Annotated in this window: 21 protein-coding genes, 3 tRNA genes, 1 other RNA gene and 2 pseudogenes; 19 read left to right on the top strand and 8 right to left on the bottom strand. The window is 64.6% G+C overall.

Features of this window, described 5'->3' with window-relative positions:
• The first annotated feature begins 225 nt into the window (after positions 1-225).
• Positions 226-315: transfer RNA gene (locus JJJ16_RS09775), tRNA-Ser, on the top strand.
• A gap of 422 nt (positions 316-737) precedes the next feature.
• Here the strand turns inward: JJJ16_RS09775 and JJJ16_RS09770 are convergent.
• A complete protein-coding gene (locus tag JJJ16_RS09770) occupies positions 738-1301 on the bottom strand; it encodes a YbaK/EbsC family protein (protein ID WP_034463350.1) in 564 nt (187 codons plus the stop codon).
• A 211-nt stretch (positions 1302-1512) separates the two neighbouring features.
• Between JJJ16_RS09770 and ffs the strand changes: the two genes are divergently transcribed.
• An RNA gene (ffs, locus tag JJJ16_RS09765) (signal recognition particle sRNA small type) lies at positions 1513-1608 on the top strand.
• Between the two features lie 117 nt (positions 1609-1725).
• Positions 1726-1798 (top strand) — tRNA-Arg (locus JJJ16_RS09760).
• A gap of 931 nt (positions 1799-2729) precedes the next feature.
• Here JJJ16_RS09760 and JJJ16_RS09755 read toward each other — a convergent pair.
• Together JJJ16_RS09755 and JJJ16_RS09750 are read right to left on the bottom strand one after the other, a co-directional pair.
• Positions 2730-2817, bottom strand: a tRNA-Ser gene (locus tag JJJ16_RS09755).
• Between the two features lie 90 nt (positions 2818-2907).
• Positions 2908-3354 carry a hypothetical protein gene (locus JJJ16_RS09750; protein ID WP_219752608.1) on the bottom strand — a complete coding sequence of 149 codons (447 nt, stop codon included), beginning with the start codon at positions 3352-3354 and terminating at the stop codon, positions 2908-2910.
• 159 nt (positions 3355-3513) lie between these two features.
• Here JJJ16_RS09750 and JJJ16_RS09745 point away from each other — a divergent pair, with 159 nt between their 5' ends.
• Positions 3514-4887: a uracil-xanthine permease family protein gene (locus JJJ16_RS09745; RefSeq protein WP_219752606.1), complete on the top strand. Its 1374-nt coding sequence runs from the start codon at positions 3514-3516 to the stop codon at positions 4885-4887.
• A 157-nt stretch (positions 4888-5044) separates the two neighbouring features.
• Here the strand turns inward: JJJ16_RS09745 and JJJ16_RS09740 are convergent.
• Positions 5045-6357 (bottom strand): annotated as a pseudogene (locus JJJ16_RS09740) (ISL3 family transposase).
• A gap of 136 nt (positions 6358-6493) precedes the next feature.
• Positions 6494-7198, bottom strand: coding sequence for an ion transporter (locus tag JJJ16_RS09735; RefSeq protein ID WP_219752604.1), 705 nt, complete (start codon positions 7196-7198; stop codon positions 6494-6496).
• 267 nt (positions 7199-7465) lie between these two features.
• Here JJJ16_RS09735 and JJJ16_RS09730 point away from each other — a divergent pair, with 267 nt between their 5' ends.
• From JJJ16_RS09730 to JJJ16_RS09660, 15 genes are all read left to right on the top strand, one after another.
• Complete coding sequence (locus JJJ16_RS09730; RefSeq protein ID WP_219752602.1) at positions 7466-7903, top strand: MarR family winged helix-turn-helix transcriptional regulator; 438 nt, start codon at positions 7466-7468, stop codon at positions 7901-7903.
• Positions 7900-8727, top strand: a complete 828-nt coding sequence (locus JJJ16_RS09725; RefSeq protein ID WP_219752601.1) for an ABC transporter ATP-binding protein — start codon at positions 7900-7902, stop codon at positions 8725-8727. The genes JJJ16_RS09730 and JJJ16_RS09725 overlap by 4 nt, the downstream gene beginning before the upstream one ends.
• Positions 8724-9362: an ABC transporter permease gene (locus JJJ16_RS09720; protein ID WP_219752599.1), complete on the top strand. Its 639-nt coding sequence runs from the start codon at positions 8724-8726 to the stop codon at positions 9360-9362. Before JJJ16_RS09725 ends, JJJ16_RS09720 begins: the two co-directional genes overlap by 4 nt.
• Positions 9359-10054 (top strand): ABC transporter permease, encoded by a 696-nt coding sequence (locus JJJ16_RS09715; protein WP_219752597.1) that lies wholly within the window; start codon positions 9359-9361, stop codon positions 10052-10054. The genes JJJ16_RS09720 and JJJ16_RS09715 overlap by 4 nt, the downstream gene beginning before the upstream one ends.
• Positions 10051-10968: an ABC transporter substrate-binding protein gene (locus JJJ16_RS09710; RefSeq protein ID WP_219752595.1), complete on the top strand. Its 918-nt coding sequence runs from the start codon at positions 10051-10053 to the stop codon at positions 10966-10968. Before JJJ16_RS09715 ends, JJJ16_RS09710 begins: the two co-directional genes overlap by 4 nt.
• A 261-nt stretch (positions 10969-11229) precedes the next feature.
• On the top strand, positions 11230-12825 hold the full coding sequence (locus JJJ16_RS09705) for a peptide ABC transporter substrate-binding protein (protein ID WP_219752593.1): 1596 nt from the start codon (positions 11230-11232) through the stop codon (positions 12823-12825).
• 304 nt (positions 12826-13129) lie between these two features.
• Complete coding sequence (locus tag JJJ16_RS09700) at positions 13130-14056, top strand: ABC transporter permease (protein ID WP_219752591.1); 927 nt, start codon at positions 13130-13132, stop codon at positions 14054-14056.
• Positions 14049-15017 (top strand): ABC transporter permease, encoded by a 969-nt coding sequence (locus tag JJJ16_RS09695; RefSeq protein ID WP_219752589.1) that lies wholly within the window; start codon positions 14049-14051, stop codon positions 15015-15017. The genes JJJ16_RS09700 and JJJ16_RS09695 overlap by 8 nt, the downstream gene beginning before the upstream one ends.
• Complete coding sequence (locus JJJ16_RS09690) at positions 15014-16927, top strand: dipeptide ABC transporter ATP-binding protein (protein ID WP_219752587.1); 1914 nt, start codon at positions 15014-15016, stop codon at positions 16925-16927. The genes JJJ16_RS09695 and JJJ16_RS09690 overlap by 4 nt, the downstream gene beginning before the upstream one ends.
• Positions 16928-17476: 549 nt before the next feature.
• On the top strand, positions 17477-18199 hold the full coding sequence (locus tag JJJ16_RS09685) for an ABC transporter ATP-binding protein (RefSeq protein ID WP_219752585.1): 723 nt from the start codon (positions 17477-17479) through the stop codon (positions 18197-18199).
• A 104-nt stretch (positions 18200-18303) separates the two neighbouring features.
• Positions 18304-19092 (top strand): ABC transporter permease, encoded by a 789-nt coding sequence (locus tag JJJ16_RS09680; RefSeq protein WP_219752583.1) that lies wholly within the window; start codon positions 18304-18306, stop codon positions 19090-19092.
• Between the two features lie 9 nt (positions 19093-19101).
• Positions 19102-20205 (top strand): sensor histidine kinase, encoded by a 1104-nt coding sequence (locus JJJ16_RS09675; RefSeq protein WP_219752581.1) that lies wholly within the window; start codon positions 19102-19104, stop codon positions 20203-20205.
• Between the two features lie 74 nt (positions 20206-20279).
• Complete coding sequence (locus tag JJJ16_RS09670; protein WP_219752579.1) at positions 20280-20921, top strand: DNA-binding response regulator; 642 nt, start codon at positions 20280-20282, stop codon at positions 20919-20921.
• Between the two features lie 40 nt (positions 20922-20961).
• The gene (locus JJJ16_RS09665) at positions 20962-21165 is read left to right on the top strand and encodes a type II toxin-antitoxin system VapB family antitoxin (RefSeq protein WP_003797348.1); all 204 of its coding nucleotides are present in this window, start codon (positions 20962-20964) and stop codon (positions 21163-21165) included.
• 4 nt (positions 21166-21169) lie between these two features.
• The gene (locus JJJ16_RS09660; RefSeq protein ID WP_219752721.1) at positions 21170-21553 is read left to right on the top strand and encodes a type II toxin-antitoxin system death-on-curing family toxin; all 384 of its coding nucleotides are present in this window, start codon (positions 21170-21172) and stop codon (positions 21551-21553) included.
• Here JJJ16_RS09660 and JJJ16_RS09655 read toward each other — a convergent pair.
• From JJJ16_RS09655 to JJJ16_RS09645, 3 genes and pseudogenes are all read right to left on the bottom strand, one after another.
• Positions 21540-21695, bottom strand: a pseudogene (locus tag JJJ16_RS09655) (VanZ family protein); the annotation flags it as partial. The gene JJJ16_RS09660 and the pseudogene JJJ16_RS09655 sit on opposite strands and share 14 nt — an antisense overlap.
• On the bottom strand, positions 21686-22852 hold the full coding sequence (locus JJJ16_RS09650) for a hypothetical protein (protein ID WP_219752577.1): 1167 nt from the start codon (positions 22850-22852) through the stop codon (positions 21686-21688). The gene JJJ16_RS09650 and the pseudogene JJJ16_RS09655, both read right to left, overlap by 10 nt.
• Positions 22849-24159 carry an ISL3 family transposase gene (locus tag JJJ16_RS09645; RefSeq protein WP_101602518.1) on the bottom strand — a complete coding sequence of 437 codons (1311 nt, stop codon included), beginning with the start codon at positions 24157-24159 and terminating at the stop codon, positions 22849-22851. Before JJJ16_RS09645 ends, JJJ16_RS09650 begins: the two co-directional genes overlap by 4 nt.
• Between the last annotated feature and the right edge of the window lie 80 nt (positions 24160-24239).

The following is a 24239-nucleotide window of genomic DNA, read 5'->3' as shown; positions in this document are numbered from 1 at the left end:
TAGATACCCTGCAAGAGTAGTGCATTTATGAGTGAGCGTGAATGGTATGCGGTTACTTAATCTCGTATTCAACCGTTCTAAATGCCGAGGTTGCGCTTGTTTTGCTTGTTCCGTGTGAACTTTCGGGGTTGTGGCCCTGCTCCCAGGCTGCTGTGTGGCCCTCCTCCCAGCACGCCCGGTCGATTTGCGCGCGCAGGGGGAGGGTGTAGTAGAGTATCCGGGTAAGGTAGCGTGTCCGAGCGGCCGAAGGTGCAGCACTCGAAATGCTGTGTGGTGTCACAGCCACCCTGGGTTCAAATCCCAGCGCTACCGCCACTGCCGCCCGGCCCCATTGGGGCCGGGCGGTTTTGTTATGCCTAGCTGGCGTGCCGTGTGGCTGTGTGGCCCCACGGGTGTTCCGGGCGCCGGAGGGCTTGGCTGTGGGGCCGGGCTGCTGTGTGTGCCCGTGGGCGGCGGCCCGCCCGCGAGCCGTCCGCGCTGCGAGCTTCGCTCGGCGCGTCGTCTCGAAGCCCGGCCAGGCCCCGCCGCCGCCCACCGGCACCGCGGCAGGTCCCTCCGGAGCCCTCCACACCGGCGGCACTTGTGTTGCTTGGACTAGCCCGGCCAGGCACCGCCACCGCCCACGGGCACCGCAGCCGGGCCCTCCGGCGCCCTCCACACCGGCGGCACTTGTGATGCTGTGCGCATCGGTCGGCAATCGGGTGGTCCCGAGCTGCTGAGCCCAGGCCTCGTCCCCCTTAGACTCCGAGGCCTTCGACGATCTCTGCACCCGGGAGCGCAGCCAGGACCTCGCCCGTCACAAAGAGCTTCGAGCGGCGCAGGCCCGAGCCGATGCAGCTCCATCCGACCGCGCACGCCGAGTCGATCAGGAGCCGCCATGAGCCGGGTACGCCCACCGGCGTGATGCCGCCGTACTCCATGCCCGAGGCCTCGACCGCGCGTTCCTGCGGCCAGAAACTCGCCTTGCGCACGTCGAGGCGCTTCTTCACGACGTGGTTGACGTCCGCGTTCGTCGTCGCGCGCACGACGCACGCCGCGATCCGCTCCTCGCCGGCGCGCTTGCCGGCCACCAGGATGCAGTTCGACGACAGCGCCAGGTCCATGCCGAACTCGCGCGTCATGACCTCCGTGTCCGCGAGCTCCGGGTCGATCGCGACAACCAGTGCCGACGAGGCCGTGGCCACCCCGCGCTCGGCCAGCGCGGTCAGTGCAGCGGCGACGGGTGGGGCGAGCAGATCGAGATGGTCCAGTGCGGGTGCCGGCTCCAGTGAGCCGATGCCAGGAATGATGATGTCGCTCATAGTCTCAGGGTAGGTCTGCTCGCCGTGGGTTGGTGGCGCCTGGTCAGTCCTTAAGCGTGTGTAACGATCGTGGTGTGAGCGGTATGCGTGGGGTGTGGGCATGTTGCGGTTGTCGCAGCTGAGTGAGGGGGTGAAACCTTGACGACGTCGCCGCGTCCCATGGTGGCCGATTCGCAGCTGCGCGCGCAGGGCGAAAACGTGTATGCTGGGGGCCGGTCCTCCGCGTGACGGTATCATCCGAACCTCCCCAGGGCAGGAATGCAGCAAGGATAAGGGTGCGCTGCCGGGTGCGCGGAGGATCTTTGTATATGCTGCTCGATCTTGGTCGACTGCAGGATGCTTTTCTTCGATGTGGTTCAGGCCATAGCTCTTGATTTTGCATCCCGGCGAAGAGCGTGTAAGCTTATACCCAGCCAAACGGCAAGCGCCCGTAGCTCAATGGATAGAGCATCTGATTACGGTTCAGAAGGTTGGGGGTTCGAGTCCCTCCGGGCGCGCAGCGGCCCCCCTCGGTGCGATCCACCGGTGGGGGTTCTGCATTTCTGCCAAGCACTCCTTCGGGAGTGCTTTTTTCATGCCCATCCGTACGCGGCGACACGCAGGGACGTTGTGTGTTGTCGTGGCCCAGATGGTGCGTCGCAGGCGAGCCTTCGCGGGGGGCGTGGATGCGGATGGAGGGCTGAAAGAAAAACCGCCCCCGCTTCATGAGACATGGGGTGTTATGAAACTTTCATCGCCCCAGCACGCTCAAAATCTCCTATTTCTGCCGATCTTTGATGAGCAGGGGCGATTTTTCTTTCATGCGGCCTGTGAGAGTACGTTCTCGTGCAGTGCCGGGGCGGTATTTCTTTCATTCAGATCACTCGACGCGTCTTATTGTGAAATAGGAAGTGCTAGTGCCCGGACTTTGCGCACCTTGGTGAAACCGGTGGCACCTTTGCGAGGGGGTGTGGGTGGTGGTGGGGATCGGCTCTACTAATTCCGCAGGCAATTCGACTGGACGAAGAATCAACACAGCGCGAAAACCTTGCAATTCCAACGCTGTGACTTCATGGTTTGAAAGAGTCGCGACGGAATTGCATGCGAAATTGGTGGTGGACCCAGCGATGAGGGACGCGAGGCCTGGCCGGGCATCGAGACGACGCGCCGGGTACCACCAGTCGACAAGGCCCCACTGGTGTGGAGGGCGCCGGAGGGGCCGGAGGGCCTGGCTGCGGTGCCCGTGGGCGGTGGCGGGGCCTGGCCGGGCTTCGAGACGACGCGCCGAGCGAAGCTCGCGGCGCGGACGGCTCGCGGGCGGGCCGCCGCCCAGCGGCACACACAGTGGCTGGGCCCGACGGCGCCCGGAACACCAGCGGCACCACAAGCAACACAAGCGACGCCAGAGGCAACAAAAACCCCGGAACCTCAACAGGTCCCGGGGTCCGGTGGCGGAGGATGGGGGATTCGAACCCCCGAGGGCTTGCACCCAACACGCTTTCCAAGCGTGCGCCATAGGCCACTAGGCGAATCCTCCGTGCACATCGTGCCGAACAATCATAAGCGACAAAAGGCTCTCAGCGCCAATCCTGGCCAATGGAGCAGGTCACAGCGCGGCACGAAACCCTTAGAAGAGCCCAGAGAGGCCAATCAGATAGAAGATCACGGCGCCGCCGATCAGGATGCCATTGAAAGCGAGCGCTGCGATGGCTTCGCGCGCACCGACGCGGCCGGGCAGGTTTTGCGCCTGCACGAGGGCGATAATCGCGAGGACGACCGAGACGATCACCGGAATGAAGAAAATTCCGAAGACGCTGACCCACAGGGCAGCCTTCGCGAGGGGATTCCCAATCGGCTTGGGCGAGTTGTAGCCGCCGTCGGCGAAGATCGCAGCAACGTCCACGTACTGCGTCCCGGGGAACGTGGGCCCCGAGAGGTCGGCGCTGGGGACGCGAAGGCGGCCCGGCGCGTATCCGAAGCGGTCGCCCGGCGCATCCATCGACGAGGTCGCATCCGGGGTCGCCCAGGGCACGCTCGAGACGGTGGGGGCGATGTTCGAGGACGGCTGACTCATGTGCTCCACTATTCCATAACGGGAGGGGCATGCACCACACTTTGCCCACTGGAGGGGTTTAGGCGTGGCGAAACCTGCGGGGACGGGGGCGGACGCGCTACCCTGTTATTCCGACCGGTACGGCCATCCCGCCCATCAACTGATCGGATTTGTACGCTTATGAGCGAAACGAAGACCTCGCTGTTCCGTTGGAAGCTTCACGGTAACGGCACGTCCATTAATCCCGGCGACGTCGTCCTTCCGAATGAACGACTCTCGTGGCCGCGCACTATCGGCATTGGCGCCCAGCACGTGGTCGCAATGTGCGGCGCGACCTTCCTTGTTCCGTTGTTGACAGGTTTCCCCCCGTCGACAACGCTTTTTTTCACCGCGATCGGCACCCTGCTGTTCTTCCTGATTACGGCGGGCCGTCTGCCCTCGTACCTGGGTTCCTCGTTCGCACTGATCGCGCCGATCCAGGCAGTGACAGCATCTCTGGGCGCTCCTTACGCGCTCGGCGGCATCATTGCGGTGGGCGCGACGCTCGCCCTCGTCGGCCTGATCGTCCACTTCGCGGGCGTGCGCTGGATTGACGCTGCCATGCCTCCCGTGGTGACGGGCTCAATCGTGGCGCTCATCGGCCTGAACCTGGCACCTGCCGCGTGGAAGTGGGTCCAGGAAGGCCCGATCACCGCGGTCGTGACGATCGTGTCGATCTGCCTCGTGACCGTCCTCTTCAAGGGCATCCTCGGCCGCCTCTCGATCCTCATCGGCGTGCTGATCGGCTACGTGGCCGCGGTTCTTCAGGGTCAGGTTGACTTCTCTGGCGTCGGCGAGGCCGCTTGGTTCGGCTTCCCCCAGTTCCACACCCCCGCCTTCTCTGTGTCGACGCTCGGCCTGTTCCTGCCGGTCGTCTTCGTCCTGGTCGCCGAGAACGTCGGCCACGTGAAGTCCGTGTCCGCGATGACGGGCGAGAACCTGGACGACGTGACGGGCCGCGCGCTCATGGCGGACGGCGTCTCCACGATGCTGGCCGGCAGCGGCGGCGGTTCGGGCACGACCACCTACGCCGAGAACATCGGCGTCATGGCGGCGACCCGCGTCTACTCGACGGCGGCCTACGTGGTCGCGGCGTGCGTCGCGCTCGCCCTGTCGATGCTGCCGAAGTTCGGGGCCCTCATTGAGGCGATCCCTCACGCCGTCCTCGGCGGCGCGGGCACGGTCCTGTACGGCATGATCGGCATGCTGGGCGTTCGCATCTGGGTGCAGAACCGCGTCGACTTCTCCAACCCGGTGAACCTGAACACCGCCGCGGTCGCCCTGATCGTCGCGATCGCAAACTTCACGTGGGTTGTCGGCGACATGACCTTCGGCGGCATCGCGCTGGGCACGGCCGCCGCTCTGCTGATCTACCACGGCATGCGCCTGATCTCGAAGCTGCGTGGCACGAACCTGGAGGCGGCGTCGCCCGCGTCCGCACCGTCTGGTTCGGAGCTGGAGGGCGAGGCGTACTCGAAGCGCCACCGCTCCCCCGCGCCGCAGGCTGACGCCTGATCTGACGCGTTCATTGACGAGGCCGGGGCTCGGCCACTCGCTCACCGCACGGTGAGGGGTGGGTCGGGCCCCGGCCTCGTTTATCCCCATAATTCCGCACGTAATTCCCCCGGTGCACCGCAATCATCGTCAGTGCAATGCCCGGATTTCCGGCTCTTCATAATTGGGGGTGTAGTTGGGGTCTGAATCCTCCTGTTTCGAGGAGTGCTCGGGTGATGTAGTTGGTGAGGTTTCGCAAGTCCGAGTGCGGATCCGCGTAGGTGTTCGAGACGTCCGTTGATGGCTTCGGTAGGACCGTTGCTGGTGTGGGGATGATCGAAGTAGGCCAGGATGTCCCCGGCTCGGCGTTTGAGTGTCCTGCCCAGCGTGATGAGCTCGGTTAGGCCCCTCGGTACGCGTGTGGAGGTCAGTGTATTGATTTCGGCTTGCATCAGGGCCTTACCCACGTCCGTGTCGGGTGCGCGGTAGGCGTCGATGATGTTCTGGTAGACGCTCCATGTGACTTCGAGGGCGACGTGGTAATCGCTGGCGAACAGGTCGAGGATCTGGTGCTGCTGGCGTGGGGTGAGCAGGCAGGATCTGGTGTGTAACATCCTGCGGGCCTTGTATAGGGGGTCGGTGGCACGCCCGCGCCGGTGGTGGAGTTCTTGCTGAATGCGTCTGCGGCACTCATCCAAGGCGTTGCCAGCCAGGTGCACGACATGGAAGGGGTCCATGACTGCCCTCGCGCCGGGGAGTTCTTCAGCGGCTGCGCTTTTGAACCCGGTGAATCCATCCATCGCGACGATCTCAATGCGTTCGCGCCACGTGTCAGGGCGGGAGGCCAGCCAGGTTTTGAAAACCTGCTTGGAGCGGCCCGGGACCATGTCCAGGAGCCGGGAGGGACCGCGACGGTCTCGTACGGGAGTGACGTCCAAGATGACGGTGACGTATTTGTCGCCGTAGGGGGTGTGGCGCCACACGTGTTCATCCACGCCAATGACACGCACGCCTTCACACCGTGCTGGATCATTGATCAGCAGGCGCGCCCCTTCAGCCAGGACAGCAGTATTGGCGGCTCTTCCAGGACACACCGAGGGCCTGGGCGACGCGCGCCACCGTCAGATGGTGGACCACCAGGCCCGTCAGCGCCCAGCGCACCGCCGCACGCGAGAGCTTCGCGCGCGGATCGGCCGCTTGACTCATGTCTTGACGCCACACGTGAGCACACGTCTCGCACCGGTAGCGGCGCACGCTCACATGCAAGATCGTGGGACGCCACCCGTAAGGCTCGTGAGCTAAGCGCCTGACCACCGTGTCACGAGAAATGCCCTGGCACCCGCAGCGTCGACACCACCGGTCCTCACCCGTAATACGGCACGCCAACACTGCATGGTCTGCCTCAACGCGCTGGCCCGTCACTTCTAGGCCCAGGTCATCCAGGCGCGTGAACACGCTCAGATCAGGGCGATCAAAGATAGTATTGGCCATGTCGAGGTCTTTCAGATGGACGGTGTAGGAACCCCCATCATCGGAAGACCTCGACCCCTACCCAGCCACGACACGCCCAACCCCGCCCACAACACCTACACCCTCAAATGCGAAGAGCCACAAAAGTCCATGCACATCAGTCGCCGACGTCTCCGCCGCCGCGCAGCTCGTCGAGCATGCCCGCCGTGAGGATGCCCGAGGGCAGGGCAACGACGGCGACGCCCATGAGCGAGGAGATCATGGCGATGGCACGCCCCACGTCGGAGGTGGGGTAGAGGTCGCCGTAGCCGACGGTCGTCAGGGAGACGACCGCCCAGTACACGGCATCGAAGAAGGTGTTGAAGGTTTCCGGCTCGACGTTAAAGATGGCGAGGGCGCTGACGAGGATGTAGCCGATGGCCAGGCCGAGGACGGCGAGCAGCGCCTCCCTCTCTTTCTCGAACACGGCGGCGATGACGGAGGCGCTCTTCGAGTAGCGAATGAGCTTGAACAGCCGCAGGGCCCGAAACAGGCGGAGGACTCGCAGCGTGCGCGGCGCGTCGTTGAGGGCATTGAAGACTGGCAGGATCGACAGCAGGTCGATGACGGCCATGGGGGTGAAGGGATAGATCAGGAACGACAATGCGCCCTTGCCGAGCTTCAGATCCGCCGTCGCCCATCGTGCCAGATAGTCGGCGATGAACACGAGGACGCAGGCGTACTCGATTGTCTCGAGGACGGGGCTGGATTCCTTGAAGCACAGGGGAAGGAGGCTGGCGATAATGAGCACGGTCATGACGTGCCCGCACCACATCGCCGCTCCCCCATCACCATCCAGCAGAGAGTAGAGACGTTTCCGCACCTTTAACACTCCTCATCGATATGCGCGTCACGCGCCGGGAAAACGCACCCACGACTGGGCACTGACTTGCGTCGAGCGAGGGCCCCGGAGCTTGCCACTCGCCGATACCACGCACTGTAGCACCGCGCCGAGTCCCGCCGACCACGCCCCACACACAGTTGTGGGCCGCTCACAAACAGCACAAGAACGCCTATCTCGTCAAATACTCAACGAACTTCCCCGCACAAACACCATACGTGTTAATTATTTACGTGTAAGGTAGCAAACATGGCAACATGTGCACCCTCGCTCTTCACGGCGCTGATTCACACGGAAATGGGCGCGTGGAACGCGGTCGAATCCGCCCTCTCCGAGGCGGAAAACGCGCTCACGCTCGGCCGCTTCCTCGTCCTGCGCACGGTTCGCGACACCCCCGCGTGCCGCATTCAGGAGGTCGCAGCAAGCCAGGGCATCACCCTGGGAGCAGCCTCGCGCCTCGTGGATCGCCTCCACCGCGACGGGCTGCTGCACCGCACCCCGTGCGAGCACGACCGGCGCGCGACCATCCTGACGGTGACAGAGCAGGGCCTGGCGCACCTCGAGGAGGCCTGCACGATCGTCGACAAGGAGCAGGAGCGCCTCTTCGCACCACTCTCCGCAGCCCAGCGCGAGGAGCTGACGCGCTGCCTCGCGCTCATCGCCGAGGCTGCCAAGGAGCGCGCATGATTCGCTTCGATCACGTCTCCAAGACCTACCCGGGCGGCACACGCGCCGTCGAGGACTTTTCCCTCACCGTCGAGCAGGGTTCCACGACCGTCTTCCTGGGCACCTCGGGCTGCGGCAAGACGACGCTCATGCGGATGGTGAACGCGATGGTCACCCCAACCTCGGGCAGGGTATTCGTACGAAACCAGGACGTCGCAGGCGAGGACCCCGTGCGCCTGCGCCGCTCGATCGGCTACGTCCTGCAGGAGGGCGGCCTCTTCCCCCACCGAAGCATTGCCGACAATATCGCGACCGTCCCGCGCCTGGAGGGCGCCACGAAGCATGCCTCCCGCGAGCGCGCGCTCGAGCTCCTCGAGCTGGTGGGCCTGGATCGCGAGATGGCCGATCGCTACCCCGCCCAGCTGTCGGGCGGCCAGCGTCAGCGCGTGGGCGTGGCTCGGGCGCTGGCCAATCGCGCGGACATCCTGCTGATGGACGAGCCCTTTGGCGCGCTGGATCCGATCGTGCGCACAGAGCTGCAGTGCGAGCTGAAGGAGATTCAGCGGGTGCTGGGCACAACGATCCTCTTCGTGACACACGACGTGGACGAGGCGTTCACGTTGGGCGACCAGGTTGCCGTCCTCTCGACGGGTGGCCACATCGAGCAGGTGGGGACGCCCACCGAGCTGCTCTCCTCTCCCGCCTCGCCCTTCGTTGCGGAGTTCGTCGGAGCCTCGCGCGCGGCACGCCCGGTGCGCGTCGCCGGGCCGGGTGGCCTGGTCGTCGACGACGCCGGCACACCCGTGGGCACGCTGACGACCGACGAGGCCGGGGAGCGTCCGTGACCTGGCTGTCCTCCAACTGGGGGCTCATTGGCTCCCTGACTCTTGCTCACCTGTGGATCGCCCTCCCAGCGATCGCACTGTCGGTGCTGCTCTCCGTGCCGATCGCGCGCTGGGCGGCGTTTTCGCGCCGCGGCGGCTGGGTGTTGTCTGCCCTGTCGGCGCTGTACGCGGTGCCGTCGCTGCCGCTCCTGATTGTCATTCCCATGATCGTCGGGGTGGCGCTGCGTTCTCCCGCCAACATGGTGATTGTCCTGACGCTGTACGGCGTGGCGGTGCTGGTGCGACAGGCCGCGGAGGGCTTCCGCGCGATTCCTCGCGCGACCCTGCAGGCCGCAAACGCGTGCGGCTACCCGCTCTTTCGACGCTTCGTCGAGGTGGAGCTCCCCCTGGCGACGCCCGTCATCGTCGCGGGCACGCGCGTGGTCGCCACGTCGACGGTGTCGCTCGTGACGGTGGGCGCGTTCATCGGGGTGCGCTCGCTGGGGACGCTGTTCACTGACGGTTTTCAGCGCGGCCTCATCGCCGAGGTCGTGGCCGGCTTGGTCGCAACGGTTCTCCTTGCGCTCGTCATCGATGCGCTGATCCAGGGAATCGGCTGGACCCTCACTCCGTGGACGAGGAGGGGGCGGGCATGAACATTCTCCTCGACGCCCTGAAGTGGTTGGCGGTCCCCGCTCACTGGCTAGGTGAGTCCGGGATCCTCGTGAGGGCCACCGAGCACCTGGGCCTCACCCTCCTGATCGTGGCGCTCGCGGCCCTCATCGCACTGCCGCTGGGCACCTGGATCGGGCACACGGGCAGGGGCCGATGGCTGGTGAGCGCGACGGGCGCGGCCCGTGCGGTTCCGACGCTCGGTGTCCTGACGCTGGCGGGCCTGTGGCTGGGTATTGGACTGGCCGCGCCCACACTGGCTCTCCTCATCCTGGCGATTCCGCCGCTCCTGTCGGCGACCTACTCGGGCATCGCCTCGACGCCGCGCGCGACCGTGGACGCTGCGCGAGCAATCGGCCTCACGGAACCCCAGGTCCTCGCGCAGGTCGAGGCCCCACACGCGGCCGGCCTCGTCGCGGCGGGCGTGCGGTCGGCGACCCTCCAGGTCATTGCGACGACGACGCTGGCGGCCTACACGGCGAACTACGGCCTCGGCCGTTTCCTCTACGAGGGCCTGAAGACCCGAGACTACGCGGAGATGATCGGCGGCGCGATTGTCGTCGTCGCCCTCGCACTGGCGACCGACGCGCTCCTGGCGCTGGTTGCGCGACGCCTTCGCGCCCGCACCCATTCTTTCTCAGACGATGAAGACAACTCACCCAAGGAGTCACTATGAAACGCACGATGATCACAATGGCTGCCGTCGCAGCTTCCGCCCTGGCGCTGGCCGCCTGCGGTTCGGCGGAGTCGGTCGGCGGCAACGCGAGCACCGGAAGTTCAGAGAACGGCTCAACGACGCTCGTCGTGGGGTCGCAGGACTACTACTCGAACGAGATCCTCGCCGAGGCGTACGCCCAGGCCCTCGAGGGTGCCGGGTTTACGGTCGACCGCCAGATGCGGATCGGCCAGCGCGAGGTCTACATGCCCGAGCTCGAGGCCGGATCGATCGACGTGTTCCCCGAGTACACGGGCAACCTGCTGCAGTACCTGGATGCTGACGCGACCGCGCGATCTACGGACGAGGTGTATTCGGCTCTGCAGACCGCGCTCCCCTCGGGCCTGCGCGCCCTCGAGCAGGCTGGCGCGACCGACCAGGATTCCTACGTGGTGACGGCCGACTTCGCGCAAGCACACTCACTGACGTCGATCGGCGACCTCGCGAACGCGGGCACGCTGACGCTGGGCGGCAATTCGGAGCTACGCACGCGCCCCTACGGCCCGACCGGACTGAAGGACCTCTACGGAGTGACCGTCAACTTCACCCCGATCGAGGATTCGGGCGGCCCCCTCACGGTCAAAGCCTTGAAGGACGGCGACATCCAGCTCGCGAACATCTACTCGTCCGACCCGGCGCTCGCGGACGGAACGCTGACGGTCCTGACGGACCCGAAGGGCCTGTTCCTCGCCTCGCACGTGGTGCCCCTGGCCTCTTCGCGGGTAAACGAAGACGCGACCGCGGTCATCAACAGGGTGAGCGAGGCGCTGGACGCGCAGGATCTCATCGAGATGAACCGGGAGTCGACGGTCGAGCAGAAGTCCGCCTCTCAGATCGCCCACGACTGGCTCGTTTCCGAGGGTCTGCTTTCCTAATTCTCGCTTCTCGACTCGACGAGGCAGTGGCCGGGTGTGTGCGCACGCTCAGCCCCGGCCTCGTCGCATGAATACTTGGTCACACCCCATGCTCTTTTATGTGACCCACACCATCATTTGACCTACTTTTTACGTTTGTAACCAAAATGTAATGCGCACATGATGGACATCTTTCATGAATTCCACGCGGCACGGGTTAATCTCGGACCATACCTGAGGGCACCGCCCCCAGTTCCACCCATCAACCAGGAGGAAGAATCCATGAACCTGAAGAAGGCATGGCTCGTCATCCCCGCAGCTGCCGCGCTCGCTCTGACCGCCTGCGCCGGCGGCGGCACCACGTCGTCCGGCTCCGGCGACAAGGTCGTCACGACCAACGGCACCGAGCCCCAGAACCCGCTCCTGCCGGGTCTGACCAACGAAAACGGCGGCGGAAAGATCCTGACCGTCCTGTTCAGCCAGCTCGTCCGCTACGACGTTGACGGCAAGGCCGTCCTCGACGTCGCCGAGTCCATCGAACCCAACGAGGACGCGTCCGAGTGGACCATCAAGCTCCACAACGACCGCAAGTTCTCCGACGGCACCCCCGTCCAGGCCCACAACTTCATCAAGGCCTGGAACCTCATCACGTCGAAGCAGCAGCAGCAGGCTGCCTTCTTCAGCATCTTCGAGGGCACCGACGACGAGGGCAACGGCGAGATCACCGGCCTGACCGAGATCGACGACTACACCTTCACCGCGAAACTGAAGAACCCCACCTCGGACTTCATGTCGCGCCTGGGCTACGTCGCCTACGCGCCGCTCCCGGACTCGACCCTGGAGAACCCCGAGGCCGGCGGCCAGGCCCCCGTGGGCAACGGCCCCTACAAGATGGCCTCCGCCGACGCGTGGGAGCACAACGTCAAGTTCACCACCGTCCCCAACGAGAACTACGTGGGCGACTCCAAGGCCCAGAACGAGGGCGTGACCTTCGTCTTCTACTCGAGCCTCGACGCCGCCTACCAGGACCTGTCCTCCGACTCCCTGGACGTCCTTGATGGCGTGCCGGCCTCCGTGTTCGCCACCTACGAGTCCGAGCTCTCCGGCCGCACCGTCAACCAGCCCTACGCTGGCGCCCAGTACTTCACGATCCCGCAGTACCTGCCCCACTTCTCCGGTGAGGAAGGCCAGCTGCGTCGCCAGGCCATCTCCATGGCCATCGACCGTGACACCATCGTGAAGAACATCTTCAACGGCACCCGCACCCCCTCCAAGGACTTCACCGCTCCGACGCTCGAGGGCTACGACGCCAACGTCTCCGGCAACGATGTCCTGACCTACAACCCCGAGAAGGCCAAGGAACTGTGGGCCAAGGCCGACGCCATCTCCCCGTGGGACGGCTCCTTCACCATCGCCTACAACTCCGACGGTGGCCACAAGGAATGGGTCGACGCGACCGCTAACTCCATCAAGAACACCCTGGGCATCGACGCCGAAGGCAACCCCTTCGCCGACTTCAAGTCCCTGCTCGACGCAGAGGACAAGGGTGAGATGACCGGCGCGTTCCGTAACGGCTGGCAGGGCGACTACCCGGCGCTGTACAACTTCCTGCAGCCCCAGTACGCCACCGGTGCCGACGCTAACAAGGGCGGCTACTCCAACAGCGAGTTCGACTCCCTGGTGACCCAGGCGTCCTCCGCCACCAGCAGCGCCGACGCCGCGAAGATCCTCGAGCAGGCCCAGACCATCCTGCTGCGCGACATGCCGGCTGTGCCCCTGTGGTACACCAACGTCAACGGCGCATGGTCCAAGAACGTCGACAACGTCAAGTTCGACTGGAAGGGTCAGCCCGTGATGTACCAGATCACCAAGAAGTGATCACGCAAGGGTAACCTCGCCACGAGGGGCGGGCGGCGCGAGCCGCCCGCCCCTCGTGTATATCTTTTCGACAGCCCCACACACATCAACGCAGCTCAGCGGCGCACTGCGTACCCGCATTGACACGGAACACACTTTCATCTCAAAACAGCATCACGGGGTTGATACGGCAGACAAATTGAGAGACCGATGCGCCATTTGCCCATTCTTTACCCTATGATGAGACCATAGTCGGCCTCGCCTGCGAGGCTCCGCCAGGGATCGGTACCTCCCCTCCCACGACACGAACACTAAAGGATTGTCCATGCTCCGCTACATCGGACGGCGACTCCTCCAGACCATCCCGGTCTTCTTCGGAGCCACCTTTCTGATCTTCGCGATGGTCTACCTGATGCCAGGTGACCCCGTCGCCGCACTCGGTGGCGACCGCGGCCTCTCCGAGGCCGCCGCCGCGCAGATCCGCGCCCAGTACAACCTGGACAAGCCCTTCTGGATGCAGTACCTGCTGTACCTCAAGGGAGTCTTCACCCTCGACTTCGGCACCGCGTTCAACGGCCAGAAGGTCACGTCCATCATGGCGACCGCCTTCCCGACGACCGCCAAGCTCGCCCTCTACGCCCTCGCCATCGAGACCATCCTCGGCATCGGCCTGGGCGTCGTCGCGGGCATGCGCCGCGGCGGGTGGTTCGACTCCACCATCCTCGTTGTCTCCCTGCTGCTGATCTCCGTCCCCACCTTCGTGCTCGGCTTCGTCCTCCAGTACGTCCTGGGCGTTCAGCTCGCAATCCTGCCGACCACGGCCTCGGCCTCCGTCGACCTCCGGAGCCTCACCATGCCGGCCATGGTGCTCGGCGGCGTCTCCCTGGCCTACGTCATCCGACTGACCCGCCAGTCCGTCTCCGAGAACGTCTCCGCCGACTACGTGCGTACCGCGCGCGCCAAGGGCCTGAGTAACGGCGTTGTCATGACGCGCCACATCCTGCGCAACTCCCTCATCCCCGTCGCCACGTTCATCGGCGGCGACCTCGGCGCCCTCATGGGCGGCGCAATCATCACCGAGGGTATCTTCAACATCCACGGCGTCGGCGGCACCCTGTGGAGCGCCATCATCAAGGGCGAACCCCAGACCGTCGTCTCAATGACAACAGTGCTCGTGATGGTCTACATCATCGCGAACCTAATCGTCGACCTCCTGTACGCCGTGCTCGACCCGAGGATCCGCTATGAGTGACCAGATTCCTTCCGCCAACATCACCCGCACCCGCGCGGGCCAGGACCACTACGTCTCCGACATCGACGAGACCGGCCTCGGTGCCGTCGACGCGGTCGCCGACGAGGGTGCCCCCTCGTCCATGTGGGGCGAGGCCTGGAAGCGCCTGCGCCGCCGCCCGACCTTCTGGATCGCCGCGGCCATCATCACGCTCGCCGCGCTCCTCGCCCTCTTCCCGTGGCTGTTCACCTCGACCGACCCGAAGTTCTGCGAGCTGTCCTCGTCCCTGGCCGGCCCCACAGCCGGTCACCCCTTCGGCTTCGACAAGCAGGGTTGCGACATCTACGCCCGCGTCGTCTACGGCGCCCGCGCATCCGTGTCCGTCGGCATCCTCACGACCATCGCGGTCGTCCTGATCGGCGGCACCGTCGGCGCACTCGCCGGCTACTTCGGCGGCTGGTTCGACGCGCTGCTCTCGCGCATCACCGACGTGTTCTTCGCCATCCCGCTGCTGCTCGCCGCCATCGTCTTCATGCAGATGTTCAAGGGCTCGCGCTCCATCATGATGGTCGTCATCGTCCTGTCCATGTTCGGCTGGACCTCCATCGCGCGTATCACCCGCGGTTCGGTCCTGTCCGCCAAGAACGAAGAGTTCGTCACCGCAGCCCGCGCAACCGGCGCATCCCGCGCGCGCATCCTGCTGAGCCACATCATCCCGAACTCGATGGCCCCCATCATCGTGTACGCGACCGTCGCTCTGGGCACCTTCATCGTGTCCGAGGCCTCCCTGTCCTTCATGGGCATCGGCCTGCCGACCTCGGTCGTCTCCTGGGGCGCTGACATCTCGTCCGCCCAGACGTCCCTGCGCACCAACCCGATGGTCCTGTTCTACCCGGGCGCGGCGCTGGCCCTAACCGTCCTCAGCTTCATCATGATGGGCGACGCCGTGCGCGAAGCCCTCGACCCGAAGGCACGCAAGTGAGCGAAACGAACACCCCCCAGCTCTCCGACAAGGAGATGGAAGAGATCGTCGAACGAGCCGTCGCCCCCAGCGCGGCCCCGGCCTCGTCCGACATCCACCCGGACGACGCGCAGCCCCTGCTTAAGATCACGGACCTGGAGGTCACCTTCACCTCCTCGACCGGCGTCGTCCCCGCCGTGCGCGGCGCGAACCTGACCATCTACCCCGGCCAGACCGTCGCCATCGTCGGCGAGTCCGGCTCCGGTAAGTCCACGACCGCCGCCGCCGTCATCGGCCTGCTGCCCGGCACCGGCAAGGTCGCGGGCGGAAAGATCGAGTTCGACGGCCGCGACATCACCCACCTGACCACCAGGCAGTGGGTGGAGCTGCGCGGGTCCGGCATCGGCCTCGTCCCCCAGGACCCGATGAGTAACCTCAACCCCGTGCTCCGCGTGGGCACGCAGGTCAAGGAAGCTCTCCTCGCGAACAACGTCGTGCCCCGCTCCGAGGCCGGCCAGCGCGTGACCCAGCTCCTCAAGGAAGCCGGCCTGCCCGACGCGAAACGCCGCGCCAACCAGTACCCGCACGAGTTCTCCGGCGGCATGCGCCAGCGCGCCCTCATCGCCATCGGTATGGCCGCGCACCCCAAGCTGCTGATCGCCGACGAGCCGACCTCCGCTCTGGACGTGACCGTCCAGCGCCGCATCCTCGACCACCTCGGCAAGCTCACCTCCGAGATGGGCACCGCCGTGCTGTTCATTACGCACGACCTCGGCCTGGCCGCCGAGCGCGCCGAGCAGCTCGTCGTCATGCACCGCGGCCGCATCGTCGAGTCCGGCCCCGCCCTGGAGATCCTCCAGCACCCCCAGCACCCCTACACGAAGCGCCTCGTGTCCGCCGCGCCCTCCCTGGCCTCCGCGCGCATCGAGTCCGCTCACAAGCAGGGCATCTCGGTCACCGAGGAAGAGCTCGTCGGTGCCGGCAAGGGCGCAACCTCCACGGACGCCATCATCCGCGTCGAAAACCTCACCAAGAAATTCGACATCCGCGGCGCCAAGAAGGGCCAGGACACCTTCCTGGCCGTCGACAATGTGTCCTTCGAGCTGCGCCGCGGCACGACCCTCGCGGTCGTCGGCGAGTCCGGCTCCGGTAAGTCCACCGCCGCGAACATGGTTCTGCAGCTCCTCAAGCCCACCAAGGGCAAGGTCTACTTCGACGGCGAGGACACCTCGCAGATGAGCGAGGCAGAGCTCTTCCGCCTGCGCCGCCGCCTCCAGGCCGTGTTCCAGAACCCCTACGGTTCGCTGGATCCCATGTTCTCGATCTACCGACTGATCGAGGAGCCCCTGAAGATCCACGGCTACGGCACCCTGGAGTACGCGCGCGCCGAAATCAAGCGCGCCGAAGCCACGGGCCGCGAGCCCGAGGAGTGGATGCGCGTCCTCGTCGAGGCCGCCAACGCGAAGCGTTCGCTGACCGCCGCCGAAAAGCGCGAGTTCAACCCGAAGAAGCTGCGCATCGCGCGCGCTTCCGAGCTGCTCGACATGGTGGCCCTGCCGCGTAGCGCCATGCGCCGCTACCCGAACGAGCTCTCCGGCGGCCAGCGCCAGCGCGTGGCCGTGGCCCGCGCCCTCGCACTCAACCCGGAGGTCATCGTCCTGGACGAGGCCGTGTCCGCGCTGGACGTTCTGGTGCAGAACCAGATCCTGTACCTGCTCAACGACCTGCAGGCGCAGCTGGGCCTGTCCTACCTGTTCATCACGCACGACCTGGCCGTTGTTCGCCAGATCGCCGACGACGTGATCGTCATGGAGAAGGGCAAGCTCGTCGAGGCCAACTCGACGGACGAGCTGTTCAACAACCCGGTCCAGGACTACACGCGCGAGCTGATCGAGGCCGTCCCCGGCCGCAACATCCAGCTCAACCTGTGAGCAACTGACACACGCGAGTGTGGGGCCCGAGGCGCTGCGGCGCTTCGGGCCCCTTGCTGTGTGCTGCCGGGTTGCTTGCGGCCCCACGGGTGTTCCGGGCGCCGGAGGGGCCGGGTCGCTGTGAATAGCCCAACCAGGCCCCGCCACCGCCCACGGCACCGCAGCCAGGCCCACCAATCCCTCCGGCGCCTCCGATGCTCTCCACGCCGGCAGCAAAGGAGGTTTTGCACTACACGAAGCCCTCTTGCGGCGTGTCGCCGGCGTGTCGGACCCCCGTGTAGTGCAATTCCCCCCGTTTGGTGGCTGCGAGGCAGCGCCTTGAGGGGGCGTGGCCGCCCAACCAAAGCAATCTCGCACGTAATTCCCCGACGACTGCTTCACAGTTTGAAATACCATCATTGGAATTGCAACGTTTGCAGGCTATCTCAAAAAGTGACCGCATTAAATTACGTGCGACTTTTGGAAGAGGCCGCCCCTGACATTTGTCATGGCACCACCTACATCAAAGGACACTTCCGGCACCATTAATACGCGCGCAGACTGGGAGCCATGAACGCAGAAGCAACGCCCGCCCTCCAGGCGACGAACATCCACCAGTCTTTCGGCCACGTCGACGCGCTGCGCGGCGTGAACCTGACCCTCATGCCCGGCGAGATCGTGGCGCTCCTCGGCGTCAACGGCGCGGGCAAGAGCACCTTCCTGGACATCGTCCTCGGCCTGGCCACCCCCACGCAGGGCGACATCAGCGTCTACGGCATGAGCCCGCGCGAGGCCGTGCGCCGCTCCCTCGTGAGCGCAATGCTCCAGACCGGATCGATGCCGCGCGACGGAAAGGTCCGCAACACGATCGACCTGGTCGCCGCGATGCACGCCAACCCGATCCCCACCGACGAGCTCCTCGAACGCACGAACCTCACGAAACTCGCGAAGCGCCCCCTCAACAAGCTGTCCGGCGGCGAGCGCCAGCGCGTGCGCCTCGCCCTCGCACTGGCCGGCAACCCTGACTTCCTGATCCTCGACGAGCCGACCGCCGGCATGGATGCGCTGGCCCGCCGCGCCTTCTGGGAGACGATGCGCGCCGAGGCCGCGGAGGGCCGCACGCTCCTCTTCGCCACGCACTACCTGACCGAGGCCCGCAAGGACGCCGACCGCATCGTCATCATCGACGCCGGGAAGGTCCTCCTGGACGCGCCCACCGAGCAGGTCGTCGCCGACAACGAGGACCTCGAAGACGTCTTTGAGCGCATCACCTCCCACGCCGACGCCGAGTGAGCGCAACCAACGCCCACCCCGATGAGCCGGCCCCAGCCTCGTCCCGAGGCCGACGCCGAGGCCCCCGCCCCACGAACGCAGACACGACACACGAAGAAGGCATCATGACCACCCAGGCACCCACGCGTCCCACCGACCGACCGATCCCCTCCCCCTTCACCGGAGCGGGCAAGCTGTGGCGCGCGACGTTCCTGTCCCACATCCTTAACCCGTGGAACATGGCGTTTGCCCTGCTGCTCCCCATGTTCATGTACGCGATGTTCGGCATGACCGATGTTGCGCGCGCGACCCAGACCGGGCGCGGGAACCTGGCAGCCGCGATGATCGCGATGATGACCACGTACGGCGTCATCCTGGTCGGCGGCTCACTCGGTGCAACGCTGTCCGTCGAGCGCACGACCGGCATCTCGCGCATGTACGCTCTGACCCCCATCCAGCCGTGGGTGATCCTCCTCGTGCGCCTCACGGCCCTCGTGGCGCTGAGCGCATTCATCACGCTCATCACCTTCAGCTTTGGCCTGGCCACGGGCGCGCAGATGACCCCGGGCGCGTGGGCGGCCAGCGCTGCGGTCGTCGTCGCCCTGTCGGCCCTGGGTGCGCTCATCGGCCTGGCCTGCGGATACACGATCAAGGGCGAGAACGCCTACAGCGCCTCCGCGTTCGTCATGCTGATGGGCGCGTTCGTGTCCGGCATGTTCATCCCGCTGGACCAGCTGCCGCCCTTCGTCGCACAGATCGCGCCCTTCACGCCCCTGTACGGCGCCGTCCAGGCGATCTACGCTGTCGCCGGAACTGTGACGATGCCGACCGCCGCGTGGCTCAACATCGCCGGGTGGGCGGTCATCACGGCGGGCATCGCCTGGTGGGGCGCATCCCACGACACGGGTCGATAGGCTTGTGCCATGAAGGAGCGCTTAATCTCCCTGGCGTGGGCGACCCCGTGGATGCTGTTCATGGGCTTCCCCCTGGCCTACGCCCTGGAGTTGACGGACACGGCCCAGCGCGCGGGCATCATCGGGCTGTGCGCCCTCCTCGCGGCCGCTAACTCGGCGGCATGGCTGACCAATCCCCTGCCCGCGCGCAACTCCTTCACGAGGCCGTTCATCCTCTCCCACGCGGCGCTGGCCGCGACGACGGCCATCTACCTCGTCTACGCGACCGCCGTCGGTTTCCCTTACGCGTTCATGCTGACGTCGTATCTGCTGGTCGCGTGGATCTTCCAGGCGCCAAGCAGATACATTGTCGCGGGCGTCGTGCCGATCGTCGCCATCGCGGGCGTGGCCGCCTATGCCGAGGGAGAGCCACTGTGGATGATCTGGTACCTGGCCCTCCTTATCGGCTTCGTCGGTATGGCCCGGTGGGGCATGGAGCGTTCGGCCCGTGAGCGCCTGCGCCGCCAGGACGCGATTCAGCGCGCGAAGGCCGCCGAGCGTGCGCGCCTGAGTACGGACCTGCACGATATCCTCGGGCACTCGCTGACTGGGATCACGATGGTATCTGAGCTGGCGGGTCGCCTCCTGGAGGCGGGGCGCGTGGAGGAGGCGCGCGAGCAGCTGCGCACGGTCACGGCTCAGTCGAACGAGGCCTTGGCTGACGTCCGCCGCATCGTGGCGGCTACGCGGGCCCTGTCGCCCACCGAGGAGCTTGAGGAGGCACGAGCCCTCCTGGAGGTCGCGCGCGTCGACGCCGACATCACGAACGAGGGCGAACCACCGTCGGGGCCTCGTTCGGCCGCGGCCGCCCACGTGATTCGCGAGGGCGTCACGAACGCGATCCTGCACGCGCACCCCTCGTGGGTTCGTATTCGCCTCTCCCCCGGCGGCGTGACCGTCGCGAATGACGGCTACTCGGCCGCCTACGCCGCGTCGAGCGCGGGATCCGGCTCGGGGCTCGCGGGCCTGTCCGAGCTGGTCGGCGACGAGGGCACGCTCACCTGGGGCGCGTCGGGCTCCACCTGGACGCTCGCGCTGGCCTTCGAGGCCACGCCCGACGCCCACTCGTCCTGAAGGGCGAGCACGCCCGAGAGATGATCCTGCGACCTGCGCTAGCCTGGTACCCCAAGCGCAGACAGGAGGGTGACGTGACGATTCGGGTACTCGTAGCCGACGACCAGGCGATGATTCGTGGCGCCCTGGCGGGTCTGCTGGACCTGGAGCACGACATCGAGGTTGTCGCGCAGGCCGCCGATGGCGCGCAGGCCCTCGAGGAGCTGGCGCGCCTGGTATCGGCGGACGCCCCGGCCCACGCGAGCGCCCCCGTCGACGTTGCCATCATCGACGTCGAGATGCCTCACATGGACGGCATCACGGCCACGCAGGCGATTCGTTCCCGTTTCCCGGGGGTGCGCGTGCTCATCGTGACGACGTTCGGGCGCCCGGGATACCTGCAGCGTGCCCTCGACGCGGGGGCGACGGGCTTCATGGTCAAGGACGCGCCGGTCGAAGCCCTGGCCGACGGTGTGCGCACCGTGGCTGCGGGTGGCCGCGCGATCGACCAGAGCCTGGCCCTCGAGGCACTGTCGGCGGGCTCCTCGCCCCTGACGGACCGCGAGGCAGACGTTTTGCGCGAGGTCGAGGGCGGCGGCACCATCGCGGATATCGCTCACTCTCTGGGACTCAGCCAGGGGACGGTGCGCAACCACGTGTCGTCGTCGATGCTGAAGATGGATGCGCGCACCCGCGCCGAGGCCGCGTCCCTGGCCCGCGCCGCCGGCTGGCTGTAGACAGGCCACACAAGTGGTATCAGAGTGATACCATGTCGATATGGCTATGACACTCCGACTCGATGAGGAACACGCACGCAAGCTCGATGAGCTCGCCCAGCGTTCCGGCACGTCAAAACACGACGCAGTGCTGCGCGCCATCGATGAGGAATTCAACCGCATGACCCACCGTCAGCGCGTCACCGACGCACTCAACCAAACCGTTGAGCGCTGGGGGGACGCACTTGAGCGGCTCGGCCAGTAACAACATGCCGTGCGAGTTTCTCTCGCTTGAAGACCTGCTGGACATCGTATCCGCGCTGAAAATCGGTCCTGTCCGGGATCTCGGCCTCCTCAATGCGGCAGCACTGCGCCCCCAAACAACGCTGATGGGTCAGGACGCCTACCCGTCCACCGCCGCCAAGGCCGCAGCCCTCCTCGAGTCGCTCACGAAAAACCACGCGCTGATCGACGGAAACAAACGCCTTGCGTGGGCCGCATGTTCCGTTTTTCTATCACTCAATGCGCTGGAGATCCAGAAAGACGTGTCCAACGATGACGTCTACGAGCTTGTCATCGCCGTCGCTTCCTCACACGTGACACTTGAGCAAGTCTGCGCCACACTCTCGGAATGGACGGCTACGCGCCCATGAAGCGCGAGTTGCGCGCCATGAAGGGCAGCAGGCGCACGCCCGCGTAGGCGCCCAGCGTATTCATGATGACGTCGTCGATGTCGACGACACGGTAGGTGCAGGGCACGACGCCAAACAGGCCCGTGTACTGAGTCAGCTCGATGAAGAATAAGTCACACCCAGCACCTGATCGCGAATCTCAGAGAGGAAGTGGCGGTCGGAGTTAATCAAGTACTCATAGAGTTGAGCTCGCAACATAACTGCATCCGATAAACAAAACTCTTCAAAACCGTTCTCACGTAACGAGTAGTAGCCCGCTACAAAACGAGCAAATATCATAGACCTAACTACCTCTTGATCCATCTCCTGAAAAAACGCATTTTCGCTACACAACATCTCCAAATATGCCATTTGATTCAAAATAACACGATGAAGGGGATGCGGGTGCGTATCAGCACTCACATCCACATCAGCCGCATCCCCCTCACGGACTGCCATGACAGCACAGACAAGTTGCGAAGCAACAAATGCGCAAAATTTAGTATGACCATCAAGTTGCGATCCACGGATATACTCATATGCAATGTAATCACATAAATACTCATCTAAGTGCTCGTCTGAAACGCTGAAAATATCAGACCGTTTCTCAAGGAATTTAACCAGGGAGTCGCCCAGCTTGCCCAGCATTTTTTCCCTACTTCTTTTTGATGCATTCACATGCATTTCATGTGCCACTTCATGACATATAGTCCACACTAGAGCACCTTTGACCAGATGATCAATTTGGCAATGAAAACAAGGATGCGAGTCGCAATATTTGTTAATCTTACCATCAAGATAGTATAGAACACTATCCACTACCATCCCATGGTCCAATTTAACAGGTGTTGCAGCATTCTTGCGTCGCAACATTGACGAAGCAATGCAATTCCTAAAGCTTTCAGACATGCGATCGAATTCTCGGACCAGACATTTATGCTGCTCACCAGCTTGGCTTCCAGGCGAGGAGAAATGCTGTAAATACTCCGCACTAATCACATCCATATACAGGTACAATTTGGCAGCCTTCATCACCCCTTTTATGAGATCAACTCCAACAGTAATCAACCTATATTTATCGCTGTACCTACTTTCACCAAAGTGATCACCTCCCATAAGACCGCAATACACTTCATCACCAATTCGCTCCAGCCCATCAACATTTTGCAACTTTTGAATTGTCTCTGACAATAGAGCATGACTGCCATTGGGATAGTCCTTACTTGCCTTACCGAGGAGGCGATCAACGAGCCGATCTTGCTGAACAAACCGGCTCTTCATAATTGAGGGTGTAGTTGGGGTCTGAATCCTCCGGTTTCGAGGAGTGCTCGGGTGATGTAGTGGTTGAGGTTTCGGAATCCGAGTGCGGATCCGCGTAGGTGTTCGAGGCGGCCGTTGATGGCTTCGGTAGGACCGTTGCTGGTGTGGGGATGATCGAAGTAAGCCAAGATGTCTCCGGCTCTGCGTTTGAGCGTTCTGCCCAGCGTGATGAGCTCGGTCAGGCCCCTGGGTACGCGCGTGGAGGTCAGTGTGTTGATTTCGGCTTGCATTAGGGCCTTGCCGCGGATTTTGTGGGGATCGCGGTAGCTGTCGATGATGTTCTGGTAGACGCTCCAGGTGACTTCGAGTGCGACGTGGCAATCGCTGGCGAACAGATCGGCTAGCTGGTGTTGCTGGCGTGGGGTGAGCAGGCAAGATCTGGTGTGTAACATCCTGCGAGCCTTGTACAGGGGATCCGTGGCCCGCCCGCGCCGATGGTGAAGTTCTTGCTGAATGCGCCTGCGGCACTCATCGAGAGCATCACCGGCCAGGCGCACAACGTGGAAAGGATCCATGACCGCCCTCGCGTCTGGGAGCTCTTCGGCGGCGGCGCTCTTAAAGCCGGTGAATCCATCCATCGCGACGATCTCAATGCGCTCGCGCCAGGTGTCGGGCTGGGAGGCCAGCCAGGTTTTGAAAACCCGCTTGGATCGGCCCGGAATCATATCCAGGAGCCGGGAGGGACCACGACGGTCACGTATAGGAGTCAAGTCCAAGATGACGGTGACGTATTTGTCCCCGTATGGGGTGTGTCGCCACACGTGTTCATCCACGCCAATGACACGCACCCCCTCGAAACGATCAGGATCATCGATGAGCATGCGCTGGCCTTCACCTAAGATCGCGGTATTGGCAGTGTTCCACGACACGGCCAATACGTCGGCGACGCGCGCCACCGTCAGATGATGGACCACCAGGCCCACCAGCGCCCAGCGCACCGCCGCACGCGAGAGCTTCGCACGCGGGTCGGCCGCTGCACTCATGTTTTGACGCCACACGTGAGCACACTCTGGGCAGCGGTAGCGGCGCACGCTCACGTGCAACATGGTGGGGTGCCACCCGTAGGGTACGTGAGCCAAGCGCCTGACCACCGTGTCACGTACGACGCCCTCACCCCCACACTGTCGGCACCACCGATCCTCACCCACTACCTTGCAGGCCAAGACGGTCCGATCGTCTCCTACACGTTGACCCATCACTTCCAGTCCTAGGTCATCCAGGCCCGTGAAGGCGCTCAGATCAGGGCGATCAAAGGTAGCATTGGACATGTCGAGGTCTTTCAGATGGACGGTGTCGCAACCCCCATCATCGGAAGACCTCGACCTCTACCCGGCCACGACACGCCCAA

This window comes from Schaalia sp. ORNL0103 (assembly GCF_019429565.1).
In the GTDB taxonomy this organism is placed as follows: domain Bacteria; phylum Actinomycetota; class Actinomycetes; order Actinomycetales; family Actinomycetaceae; genus Pauljensenia.
The sequence above is the reverse complement of the archived record's forward strand: the minus strand, read 5'-3'. Positions and strand labels throughout refer to the sequence as shown.

Bases quoted from the DNA above. Each gene is read 5' to 3' on its own strand.
- JJJ16_RS09725 (WP_219752601.1), top strand. From the start codon at position 7,900: ATGATTCGCTTCGATCACGTCTCCAAGACCTACCCGGGCGGCACACGC.
- JJJ16_RS09685 (WP_219752585.1), top strand. From the start codon at position 17,477: ATGAACGCAGAAGCAACGCCCGCCCTCCAGGCGACGAACATCCACCAG.
- JJJ16_RS09730 (WP_219752602.1), top strand. From the start codon at position 7,466: ATGGCAACATGTGCACCCTCGCTCTTCACGGCGCTGATTCACACGGAA.
- JJJ16_RS09750 (WP_219752608.1), bottom strand. From the start codon at position 3,354: ATGAGTCAGCCGTCCTCGAACATCGCCCCCACCGTCTCGAGCGTGCCC.
- JJJ16_RS09665 (WP_003797348.1), top strand. From the start codon at position 20,962: ATGGCTATGACACTCCGACTCGATGAGGAACACGCACGCAAGCTCGAT.
- JJJ16_RS09715 (WP_219752597.1), top strand. From the start codon at position 9,359: ATGAACATTCTCCTCGACGCCCTGAAGTGGTTGGCGGTCCCCGCTCAC.
- JJJ16_RS09645 (WP_101602518.1), bottom strand. From the start codon at position 24,159: ATGTCCAATGCTACCTTTGATCGCCCTGATCTGAGCGCCTTCACGGGC.
- JJJ16_RS09680 (WP_219752583.1), top strand. From the start codon at position 18,304: ATGACCACCCAGGCACCCACGCGTCCCACCGACCGACCGATCCCCTCC.
- JJJ16_RS09700 (WP_219752591.1), top strand. From the start codon at position 13,130: ATGCTCCGCTACATCGGACGGCGACTCCTCCAGACCATCCCGGTCTTC.
- JJJ16_RS09745 (WP_219752606.1), top strand. From the start codon at position 3,514: ATGAGCGAAACGAAGACCTCGCTGTTCCGTTGGAAGCTTCACGGTAAC.
- JJJ16_RS09650 (WP_219752577.1), bottom strand. From the start codon at position 22,852: ATGAAGAGCCGGTTTGTTCAGCAAGATCGGCTCGTTGATCGCCTCCTC.
- JJJ16_RS09770 (WP_034463350.1), bottom strand. From the start codon at position 1,301: ATGAGCGACATCATCATTCCTGGCATCGGCTCACTGGAGCCGGCACCC.
- JJJ16_RS09695 (WP_219752589.1), top strand. From the start codon at position 14,049: ATGAGTGACCAGATTCCTTCCGCCAACATCACCCGCACCCGCGCGGGC.
- JJJ16_RS09705 (WP_219752593.1), top strand. From the start codon at position 11,230: ATGAACCTGAAGAAGGCATGGCTCGTCATCCCCGCAGCTGCCGCGCTC.
- JJJ16_RS09710 (WP_219752595.1), top strand. From the start codon at position 10,051: ATGAAACGCACGATGATCACAATGGCTGCCGTCGCAGCTTCCGCCCTG.
- JJJ16_RS09675 (WP_219752581.1), top strand. From the start codon at position 19,102: ATGAAGGAGCGCTTAATCTCCCTGGCGTGGGCGACCCCGTGGATGCTG.
- JJJ16_RS09660 (WP_219752721.1), top strand. From the start codon at position 21,170: ATGCCGTGCGAGTTTCTCTCGCTTGAAGACCTGCTGGACATCGTATCC.